This is a genomic window from Lonsdalea iberica, assembly GCF_002111585.1.
In the GTDB taxonomy this organism is placed as follows: Bacteria; Pseudomonadota; Gammaproteobacteria; order Enterobacterales; family Enterobacteriaceae; genus Lonsdalea; species Lonsdalea iberica.
Window position 1 is genome coordinate 1 of the sequence record NZ_LUTP01000070.1, and the last position, 9,127, is coordinate 9,127.

The window sequence follows — 9,127 nt, forward strand, 5'->3', positions numbered from 1 at the left end:
CTGGAAAATGGTGGGTCGTGCAGGATTCGAACCTGCGACCAATTGATTAAAAGTCAACTGCTCTACCAACTGAGCTAACGACCCATTTTCCACATCACTTCAGCGATTCAGTATCGCCTTGGCAACGGCGGCATATATTACTGTGATAATTTTTCCAAGCAACCTATTTTATAAAAAAAACGCTTAACTGCTTACAACTCAAACAAATAGGCGCAAAAGCCGCTCAGATTGAGCGAGTTTTGCGCCTTATCGTAGAAATTAAGAGTGAGACAAAGATTTTTGTGCCAGTTTAGCGCTTTCGGTATTTGGGTACATTTTAACCACCTGACGGTATACCGCTTGGGCTTTATCAGTCTGGCCTTTCTCCTGCATGATGACCCCAACCTTGTATAAGGCTTCTGACGCTTTGGGAGATTTAGGGTAATTTTTTACGACGCTGGCGAAATAGTAGGCTGCGTCGTCTTTCTTACCCTTGTTGTAATTCAACTGCCCCAGCCAATAGTTGGCGTTAGGCTGATAGGTAGAATCAGGGTATTTTTTGACGAAGTTTTGTAATGCGACAATAGCCTGATCATACTGCTTTTTTTCAAGCACTAGCGCCACGGCGGCATTGTAATCGCTGTTCGCGTCTCCTCTACTGGCTGGCGCGTTCGGCGCAGGGTTACTTGCCGCAGGGGAGGGATTGCCGTCTGAGACCGCAGGAGCAGGCGTTTGAGCGCCCTGAGAGCTCAGGCTGTCTATTTGCTGGTAGATCTGTTTCTGACGCTCCACGACTTGATTGAGCTGATACTGACTTTCCTGAATCTGACCACGCAGGCTGTCGATATCACGCTGGTTGTCGGAGAGCTGCTGCTGTAGTTGGGTTAAAAGCTGACTGTGAGCGTTTGAGATTCGCTCCAGTTGAGTGACTCGATCTTCCACCGAGCCTGAGCCGGCATTACTGATTGGCGCTTGGGCGGTAGCGACCCAGGGGGCCGCTACGCCAACCAGTAACGACAGACTGAGAAGGTAAGGTCTGAAGTTACTGTTCATGCAATACTCTTAGTAGACCAGAACGGCGCGACGGTTTTTAGCGTAAGCAGCTTCGTCATGACCCAGAACCGCAGGTTTTTCTTTACCGTAAGAAACGATAGAGATCTGGTCAGAGGAAACCCCTTTACCCTGCAGATACATCTGCACGGAATTCGCACGACGCTCGCCCAGAGCAATGTTGTACTCCGGCGTACCGCGTTCATCCGCGTGACCTTCGATGGTCACTTTGTATGACGGGTTGCTACGCAGGAATGCGGCATGAGAATCCAGCATCTGCGCGAAATCTGAACGGATGTCATACTTGTCCAGATCGAAGTAGACGATGTTGTTACGCTGCAGTTCCTGCATTTGCAGGCGCGCCTGCTCAGAGGAAGACATGTTGCCGCCGTTTTCCATACCGCTGCCAACGCCGACGCCATTCTCAGAAGATTGGTCGTTGTTAGCATGTTTGTTAGAGCTACACGCGGCAACAGCCAGCACCGGCAGAGCCAACATCAGGCCTTTCAGCACTTTATTGAATTGCATTTTTATGTCCTTTCAAAAGGTTATCATAGATATTTGCATTTAGAGATACGGCGACCAGGCAGGGAATTTGACCTGACCATCAGTTGCCGGAAGACGCGCTTTGAAACGACCATCAGTCGAAACCAGCTGCAGCACGGATCCCATCCCCTGTTTGGAACTGTAGATGACCATGGTGCCGTTAGGCGCAACGCTTGGCGTTTCGTCCAGGAACGTGCCCGTCAATACTTGAACGGCGCCCGTTACCAGATCTTGTTTGGCGATATGCTGCACTCCGCTATTGGAGCTCACCATCACCAGAAATTTACCGTCGCTGCTGACATCCGCATCCTGATTCTGGGCACCTTCCCAAGTCAGGCGCTGAGGCGCACCGCCGTTGACATTGATTTTGTACACCTGCGGACGCCCCGCCTGATCGGAAGTATAGGCCAGCGTCTGACTGTCCGGGAACCAGGTGGGCTCCGTATTGTTGCTGCGTCCGTCGGTTATCTGAGTCATCTGTCCAGAACCCAAATTCATCACGTAAAGATTCAGGCTACCGCTCTTGGATAACGCAAACGCCAGTTTGCTGCCGTCCGGAGAGAAGGACGGTGCGCCGTTGTGGCGTGGGAATGAGGCAACCTGTTTGATCGCGCCGTTGGCCAACGTCTGCACAACCAACGCGGAACGGCCGCTTTCAAAGGTCACGTACGCCAGTTTGCTGCCGTCGGCAGACCATGCGGGTGACATCAGCGGCTGCGGTGAACGGTGCACAGGGAGCTGGTTGTAGCCGTCATAGTCCGCCACGCGCAGTTCGTATGGGTATTGGCCGCCGTTGGTTTGAACCACATAGGCGATGCGCGTACGGAATGCGCCTTTAATCCCGGTCAGTTTTTCAAAAACTTCATCGCTGGCGGTATGCGCCGCATAGCGCAGCCATTGTTTGGTAACCTTGAACTGATTCTGCGCCAGCACGCTGCCTGCGTTGCCAGAGGTGTCCACCAGTTGATAAGAAATCACGTAACCATCGGCGCTGGGCTGAACCTGCCCGATGACAACGGCATCGATGCCCAACGCCGTCCAGGCCGCAGGCGTCACTTCCGCCACGCTGCCCGGTTGCTGCGGCATACGAGAAGGATCAATCGGGTTGAACTTACCGCTGTTGCGCAAATCCGCGCCAACGATACCCGCGATTTCTTCCGGCGCTGCGCCGGGGCCCGACCATTTGAATGGAACAACGCCGATCGGGCGAGCGGAATCAACCCCTTGGGTGATTTCGATGCGCACTTCCGCATGAAGGACCGCCGCCCACAGCATCAAAAAACCTAATGCAACTTTAAATGCCTGCTTCATTTCATCTCCCTTATCCAGGCGCTTAACCTGCGATAAATTAGCAGAATGTGAACAAAACCAACGTCAACAGAACACGATTACCAGGCCTGTCGACCATAGTCATAATCTTAAATTTCTCGCTCGGCTTTAGGCTGCTTTACTGCGGCTTAAAGTCTATCGGGGCATTCTTGAATGCTTCATAGATTTCACTGCTCGGCGGTTTGGGAATTCTGGCCTGCTTAGCTGCAGCGATAGCAGCCTGACACAGGGCAGGATCGCCACCTTCGGTAGTGACATCGATCAGCAGACCATCCGGCGCCAACTTGACGCGTAGCGTGCACGTCCGGCCTTTATAGGACTCCCAATCGTAAAACTTACTCTGAATCGCGGTTCTGATCTGACTGCCATAGCTATCCAATGCAGCCCCTGATGCCCCGCTCTTCTTATTTTTACCTACGCCGGCCGCACCGCCGCTTGCCGCAGAGCTTGATTTGGGCGCATTTTTGTCCGACGTCAATCCGCCGAGTAGATCGTCCACTTCGCTGTCCTGATCGGCGGCTTCAGCCGCTGCGGCTTTTTTCTTGTCGTCAGCAGCTTTTTTGGCTGCCGCTGCGGCCTTGGCTTTAGCGTCAGCCGCGGCTTTTGCCTTGGCTTCCGTCTCCGCTTTCTCTTTAGCCATTTCTGCCGCTTTGGCCTTTGCTTCCTGTTCAGCTTTTTTCTTCGCGTCTGCAGCAGCCTGTTTTTTGGCTTCCTCTTCCGCCTGTTTTTTAGCGGCGGCGGCTTTAACCTGCTGCTCCGCCTCTGCTTTCGCTTTGGCTTCAGCGGCAGCTTTGGCCTGTTGCTCGGCATCAGCTTTTGCTTTCGCCGCCGCGGCCTCGGCCTGTTTCTGCTGTTCTTTTGCCTGCTGCGCCGCTTCTTCTGCCTGCTTACGCTGTTGTTCTTGAGCCTGCGCCTGATTTTTGGCTTCTTCCTGCGCCTGCAAACGCTCTTTTTCCAGCTCCTTCAAGCGCTGCTGTTCCGCAGCCTGCTTTTCCTGTAGCTCTTTCGCCTGCTGATCAGCTTGCTTCTGACGCAACTGTGCAGCGCGCTGCGCGTCGCTCTGTTGCTGCTGCTGACGATGGTATTGTTCGGCAACCGCGCCGGGATCAACCATCACGGCATCAATAGCAGACCCGCCGCCGCCGCCATTGCTGGCGTCCATCGACTGGTGCAAGGAGCTCACAATTAGCAGCGCAATCAAAATGACGTGCAAAACGGCTGAGATAATCAAAGCCCGTTTTAGCTTATCGTTTTGTCCGTTTCCCTTTAGCACAAGTCATTCCCAAATACAGTGTGGCCATATAGATCGCTCATACTCTGTTTACCGGCTCAAATCGGTTGCGTCATCAGACCCACGGATTTCACGCCGGCCTGGTGGAGTAAATTAAGCGCTTTGATAATTTCGTCATACGGGACCTCTTTGGCGCCGCCGATCAGGAATACCGTCTTCGGATTGGCGCCAAGACGAGATTGGGCTTCAGCTACCACCTGCTCTGCCGGCAATTGTTCCATCCGATTATGATCCACCACCAGGCTATAGCGGCCGACCCCAGAAACCTCGACAATTACAGGCGGATTATCATCGCTGGAAACGGTTTTGGAATCTGTGGCATCCGGCAGATCGACCTCAACGCTTTGCGTGATAATCGGCGCCGTCGCCATGAAAATCAGCAGCAGCACCAACAGCACATCCAGCAAGGGGACGATATTGATCTCGGACTTCAGCTCCCGACGACCTCGACGTACACGTGCCATGCTCCCTCCTGATTAACGGTTGCTATCGCTGGAGAATGCCTGGCGATGCAAGATGGCAACAAATTCTTCCGTGAAGTTATCGTAGTTCTGTTCCAGCTTGTTGACGCGCTGGTTAAGACGGTTGTAGGCCATGACGGCAGGAATCGCGGCGAACAGACCGATTGCCGTGGCAATCAGCGCTTCCGCGATACCCGGAGCGACCATCTGCAACGTCGCCTGCTTGACAGCGCCTAACGCGATAAAGGCGTGCATGATCCCCCACACCGTGCCGAACAGGCCGATATAAGGGCTGATGGAACCGACGGTTCCAAGAAAAGGAATGTGGGTTTCCAACGTTTCGAGTTCACGGTTCATCGAAATACGCATTGCCCGCGAGGAGCCTTCAACCGCCGCCTCGGGCGCGTGCTGATTGGCGCGGTGCAGTCGGGCAAATTCTTTAAAACCGGCATAGAAGATCTGCTCGGTCCCAGATAGGGTTTCACGTCGCGTCTGGCTCTCCTGGTACAGACGGGAGAGTTCGATACCCGACCAGAATTTATCTTCGAAGGCTTCAGCATCACGGGTCGCCGCGTTGAGGATGCGGGTGCGCTGTATGATTATTGCCCAGGACGCAATGGAAAAACCGATTAAAACCAGCATGATTAGCTTCACAAGAAGGCTGGCCTTCAGAAACAAATCAAGAATATTCATGTCAGTCACTGCTTAAACTCCGCGACAAAAGACTTAGGAAGCGCAATCGGCTTCATTTGGTGTGGGTCGATGCATGCGATCAAAAATTCGGCCTGGCTCATCACTTCGCCTTTAGGATTGAGAATGCGCTGTACAAACGTCATGGATGCCCGCCGAAGCGAAACGATCTCGCTTTGCACTTCCAGCAAATCATCAAGGCGCGCCGGAGAAAAGTACTCCACCGTCATCTTACGTACGACAAAGGCAAGCCTTTGCTCCATCAGCTGTTGTTGATGAACACCATGCTCACGCAGCATTTCCGTGCGAGCTCTTTCATAAAACGCAGCATAGCGTGCGTAATAAACCACGCCGCCAGCATCAGTATCTTCATAATAGATGCGAACTGGCCAGCGGAACACTCGATTACTCACTTTATATCCCAGCAATTGATGCAATAAAACTTAGGATACTATACGCAAGAGAATTGTGGTTTGGAATGGGGAGAATGTACAGGCTGGTAAATAAATGTGAGCCAGAAACAGCCCACATGACAAGGGATTGAGCGCGAAGATTACCGGAAAAAATAGTACAAGCCGGCGGCCAAAATGATTGCTGCAGGCAAGGGTGAGAAAAAGGCTTTCCAGCGCAAGCGCTGCGGTCTAAAACCCGTCCCGTGAATGACTCCCGCGCAGACCGCCCACATCAGGACGAAAGCCTGCCAAACAGCCAACGTACTGGTTTTCGCCGCAAAACGTGACGGATCCCAAAAGACGCATCCCGCCAGCAGCAGGGCCATGATCAGGGAAAGGGCCCGTAACGGGCCCTTGTCCATGATGCCGTAAAGACGATGAATAAGTTGACTCATCACGCGTCGTCTTTTCCCGCTTTGGCATCTTCAACGTGCTCAATCGCCAACGCGGTAATCACGCCCAGCGAGCAGGCAAGAAGCGTTCCGAGTATCCAGGCAAAATACCACATAAAATAAGCTCCTTACTTAGTACAGGGAATGCGAGTTCTGCTCGACATGCTCTTTGGTGATGCGACCGAACATTTTGTAGTAGCACCAGGTGGTGTAGCACAGAATGATCGGGACAAAGACGATCGCCACGCAGGTCATGACCTTCAGCGTCAGCAAACTGGATGTGGCATCCCACATGGTCAGACTGGCGTTCGGCATCGTGATCGACGGCATAACAAACGGGAACATCGTGATACCGGCCGTCAGGATAACGCAGGCAATGCTCAGCGAGGAAAACAGGAACGCCAGCGCGCCCTTTTCCACGCGAGCCATCAACACCGTGAACAGCGGGAACACCACACCCAACAGCGGAATAGCCCACAAGGCCGGATAGTGGTTGAAATTGACTAACCAGGCTCCCGCCTGATGCACCACTTCTTTACGCAACGGGTTAGATTCTGCGGCGGTATTGATTACCGACGTCACGGTATAACCGTCGATGCCGTAGACGACCCAGACACCCGCCAAGGCGAAAGTGATGAACAGAACCAGCGACGCCAGCTGCGCTACGCCTTTAGCGCGCAAGTGCAGTTCGCCATTGGTACGCATCATCAGGTAAGTCGCGCCCTGAGCCAGAATCATGCTCACGCTGACCACGCCCGCCAGCAGGCCAAACGGGTTCAGCAGTTGGAAGAAATTACCGGTGTAGTACAGGCGCAGGTAGGTGTCGACGTGGAAAGGTACGCCCTGCAGCAGGTTGCCGAACGCAACGCCGATAACGAGAGGCGGCACAAAGCTACCAATGAAGATGCCCCAGTCCCACATATTGCGCCAGCGCGCGTCTTCAATCTTCGAACGGTAGTCGAAACCGACCGGACGGAAGAATAGCGAGGCCAGCACCAGGATCATGGCGACATAGAAGCCCGAGAACGCGGCGGCGTAGACCATTGGCCAGGCGGCAAACAGTGCGCCCCCCGCCGTGATCAGCCACACCTGGTTACCGTCCCAGTGAGGTGCGATGGCGTTAATCATCACGCGACGTTCAACGTCGCTGCGGCCCATCAGGCGGACCAACATCCCGACGCCCATATCGAAGCCATCAGTGATGGCGAAACCAATCAGCAGTACGCCAATCAGCGCCCACCAGACAAAACGCAGTACTTCATACTCAAACATAGTGGACTCCTGTTACCGTGCTTCCGGCGCAGCGGCGGTCGGCTGTTCAAAGTGATATGCGCCCGTTTTCAGGCTGCTTGGACCCAGACGCGCATACTTGAACATCAGGTACATTTCTGCGACGAGGAACAACGTGTATAGCCCGCAAATCAATCCCATAGAGAACAGCAGATCGCCTGCTGTCAGCGATGAGTTGGCGACAGAGGTCGGCAGCACTTCACCGATGGCCCAAGGCTGACGACCATATTCCGCGACAAACCATCCGGCTTCCACCGCGATCCACGGTAATGGAATACCGTACAGTGCGGCGCGATGCAGCCATTTACGCTGACCAATCTTGTTGCGCAGCACGGTCCAGAAAGAGAGACCGATGATGAGCAGCATCAGCATCCCACAGGCCACCATAATGCGGAACGAGAAGTACAGCGGCGCGACGTGAGGAATAGAGTCTTTCACCGCCATCTGAATCTGCGCTTCGGACGCATCGGACACCTGCGGCGTATAGCGCTTCAGCAGCATGCCGTAACCCAGATCCTGCTTGCTGGCGTTGAAGGCGTCACGAACCGCAGGGTCGGTATTGCCCGCACGCAGCTGCTCAAGCAGATGGTAGGCATTCATCCCGTTACGGATGCGCACTTCGTGCTGCTCCATCAACTCTTTCAGACCGGTCACGGTTTTATCCGTGGAACGCGTCGCAATCAGGCCCAGAACATAAGGAACCTGAATCGCATATTTGTTCTCTCTGGCTTCCTGATCCGGCAGACCGAACAGCGTAAACGCAGCCGGCGCAGGCTGTGTTTCCCATTCGGCTTCAATAGCTGCCAGCTTGGTTTTCTGAACATCGCCCATTTCGTAACCGGATTCGTCACCCAGTACGATAACGGACAGCACAGAGGCCATCCCGAAGCTGGCGGCGATAGCAAATGAACGCTTGGCGAACGCGATATCGCGGCCTTTCAGCAGATAGTAAGAGCTGATACCCAGAATAAACATGGCGCCCGTACAGTAGCCGGCGGCAACCGTGTGCACGAACTTCACCTGTGCGACGGGGTTGAAGACCAGAGTCGCGAAACTCACCATCTCCATGCGCATGGTTTCAAAGTTGAAGTCAGAAGCGATCGGGTTTTGCATCCAGCCGTTGGCGATCAGAATCCACAACGCGGAGAAGTTGGAACCCAGAGCAACCAGCCAGGTCACCGCCATATGCTGTACCTTGCTCAGGCGATCCCAGCCGAAGAAGAACAAGCCGACGAAGGTAGACTCCAGGAAAAACGCCATCAGGCCTTCGATAGCCAATGGAGCGCCGAAGATATCACCAACATAGTGAGAGAAGTAAGACCAGTTGGTCCCAAACTGGAATTCCATGGTCAGACCGGTAGCCACGCCGAGTGCGAAGTTAATCGCAAACAGCTTGCCCCAGAACTTGGTCATATCTTTATAGATTTTTTTGCCAGACAGTACATAGACCGTTTCCATGATTGCCAGCAGGAACGCCATTCCCAGCGTTAGTGGCACAAACAGGAAATGGTACATTGCTGTCAAGGCAAACTGTAAACGTGACAGTTCGACTATATCAAACATCTTGACTCCTTGCTCCTCGCAGGAAGGTTTCGCTCGCAGTAGAGGCAAACCGTAGAATAACGGCTGCAATACCCTAAAAGAACA

Annotated in this window: 11 protein-coding genes and 1 tRNA gene; all 12 read right to left on the reverse strand. The window is 53.6% G+C overall.

Annotated elements, in window-relative coordinates:
- Window positions 1-8: 8 nt before the first annotated feature.
- The 12 genes from AU511_RS16000 to cydA all read right to left on the reverse strand — a co-directional run bounded on the left by AU511_RS16000 (window position 9) and on the right by cydA (window position 9,043).
- Window positions 9-84 (reverse strand) — tRNA-Lys (locus AU511_RS16000).
- Between the two features lie 174 nt (window positions 85-258).
- Window positions 259-1,032 (reverse strand): cell division protein CpoB, encoded by a 774-nt coding sequence (gene cpoB / locus AU511_RS16005; protein ID WP_094110277.1) that lies wholly within the window; start codon window positions 1,030-1,032, stop codon window positions 259-261.
- Window positions 1,033-1,041: 9 nt separating this feature from the next.
- Window positions 1,042-1,557 (reverse strand): peptidoglycan-associated lipoprotein Pal, encoded by a 516-nt coding sequence (gene pal, locus AU511_RS16010; RefSeq protein WP_026738989.1) that lies wholly within the window; start codon window positions 1,555-1,557, stop codon window positions 1,042-1,044.
- Window positions 1,558-1,596: 39 nt separating this feature from the next.
- A complete protein-coding gene (tolB, locus tag AU511_RS16015) occupies window positions 1,597-2,886 on the reverse strand; it encodes a Tol-Pal system beta propeller repeat protein TolB (RefSeq protein WP_094110278.1) in 1,290 nt (429 codons plus the stop codon).
- 136 nt (window positions 2,887-3,022) lie between these two features.
- Entirely contained in the window at window positions 3,023-4,177 is a 1,155-nt protein-coding gene (gene tolA / locus AU511_RS16020) for a cell envelope integrity protein TolA (RefSeq protein ID WP_094099680.1), read from the reverse strand.
- Window positions 4,178-4,233: 56 nt separating this feature from the next.
- A complete protein-coding gene (gene tolR, locus AU511_RS16025) occupies window positions 4,234-4,659 on the reverse strand; it encodes a colicin uptake protein TolR (RefSeq protein WP_026738986.1) in 426 nt (141 codons plus the stop codon).
- Window positions 4,660-4,671: 12 nt separating this feature from the next.
- Window positions 4,672-5,358 carry a Tol-Pal system protein TolQ gene (gene tolQ / locus AU511_RS16030; protein ID WP_094110279.1) on the reverse strand — a complete coding sequence of 229 codons (687 nt, stop codon included), beginning with the start codon at window positions 5,356-5,358 and terminating at the stop codon, window positions 4,672-4,674.
- Window positions 5,355-5,759, reverse strand: coding sequence for a tol-pal system-associated acyl-CoA thioesterase (gene ybgC, locus AU511_RS16035; RefSeq protein WP_094099731.1), 405 nt, complete (start codon window positions 5,757-5,759; stop codon window positions 5,355-5,357). The genes tolQ and ybgC overlap by 4 nt, the downstream gene beginning before the upstream one ends.
- A 140-nt stretch (window positions 5,760-5,899) precedes the next feature.
- On the reverse strand, window positions 5,900-6,193 hold the full coding sequence (gene ybgE, locus AU511_RS16040) for a cyd operon protein YbgE (RefSeq protein WP_094099678.1): 294 nt from the start codon (window positions 6,191-6,193) through the stop codon (window positions 5,900-5,902).
- Window positions 6,193-6,306, reverse strand: a complete 114-nt coding sequence (gene cydX, locus AU511_RS16045; protein ID WP_071999786.1) for a cytochrome bd-I oxidase subunit CydX — start codon at window positions 6,304-6,306, stop codon at window positions 6,193-6,195. The genes ybgE and cydX overlap by 1 nt, the downstream gene beginning before the upstream one ends.
- 16 nt (window positions 6,307-6,322) lie before the next feature.
- Window positions 6,323-7,462: a cytochrome d ubiquinol oxidase subunit II gene (cydB, locus tag AU511_RS16050; RefSeq protein ID WP_094099677.1), complete on the reverse strand. Its 1,140-nt coding sequence runs from the start codon at window positions 7,460-7,462 to the stop codon at window positions 6,323-6,325.
- Window positions 7,463-7,474: 12 nt separating this feature from the next.
- A complete protein-coding gene (gene cydA, locus AU511_RS16055; protein ID WP_094099676.1) occupies window positions 7,475-9,043 on the reverse strand; it encodes a cytochrome ubiquinol oxidase subunit I in 1,569 nt (522 codons plus the stop codon).
- Window positions 9,044-9,127: the final 84 nt, after the last annotated feature.

What these genes read in the sequence shown, in the direction of transcription:
- ybgE (WP_094099678.1), bottom strand. Translation starts at nt 6,193, where the DNA reads ATGAGTCAACTTATTCATCGTCTTTACGGCATCATGGACAAGGGCCCG.
- tolB (WP_094110278.1), bottom strand. Translation starts at nt 2,886, where the DNA reads ATGAAGCAGGCATTTAAAGTTGCATTAGGTTTTTTGATGCTGTGGGCG.
- cpoB (WP_094110277.1), bottom strand. Translation starts at nt 1,032, where the DNA reads ATGAACAGTAACTTCAGACCTTACCTTCTCAGTCTGTCGTTACTGGTT.
- cydX (WP_071999786.1), bottom strand. Translation starts at nt 6,306, where the DNA reads ATGTGGTATTTTGCCTGGATACTCGGAACGCTTCTTGCCTGCTCGCTG.
- pal (WP_026738989.1), bottom strand. Translation starts at nt 1,557, where the DNA reads ATGCAATTCAATAAAGTGCTGAAAGGCCTGATGTTGGCTCTGCCGGTG.
- cydA (WP_094099676.1), bottom strand. Translation starts at nt 9,043, where the DNA reads ATGTTTGATATAGTCGAACTGTCACGTTTACAGTTTGCCTTGACAGCA.
- cydB (WP_094099677.1), bottom strand. Translation starts at nt 7,462, where the DNA reads ATGTTTGAGTATGAAGTACTGCGTTTTGTCTGGTGGGCGCTGATTGGC.
- tolR (WP_026738986.1), bottom strand. Translation starts at nt 4,659, where the DNA reads ATGGCACGTGTACGTCGAGGTCGTCGGGAGCTGAAGTCCGAGATCAAT.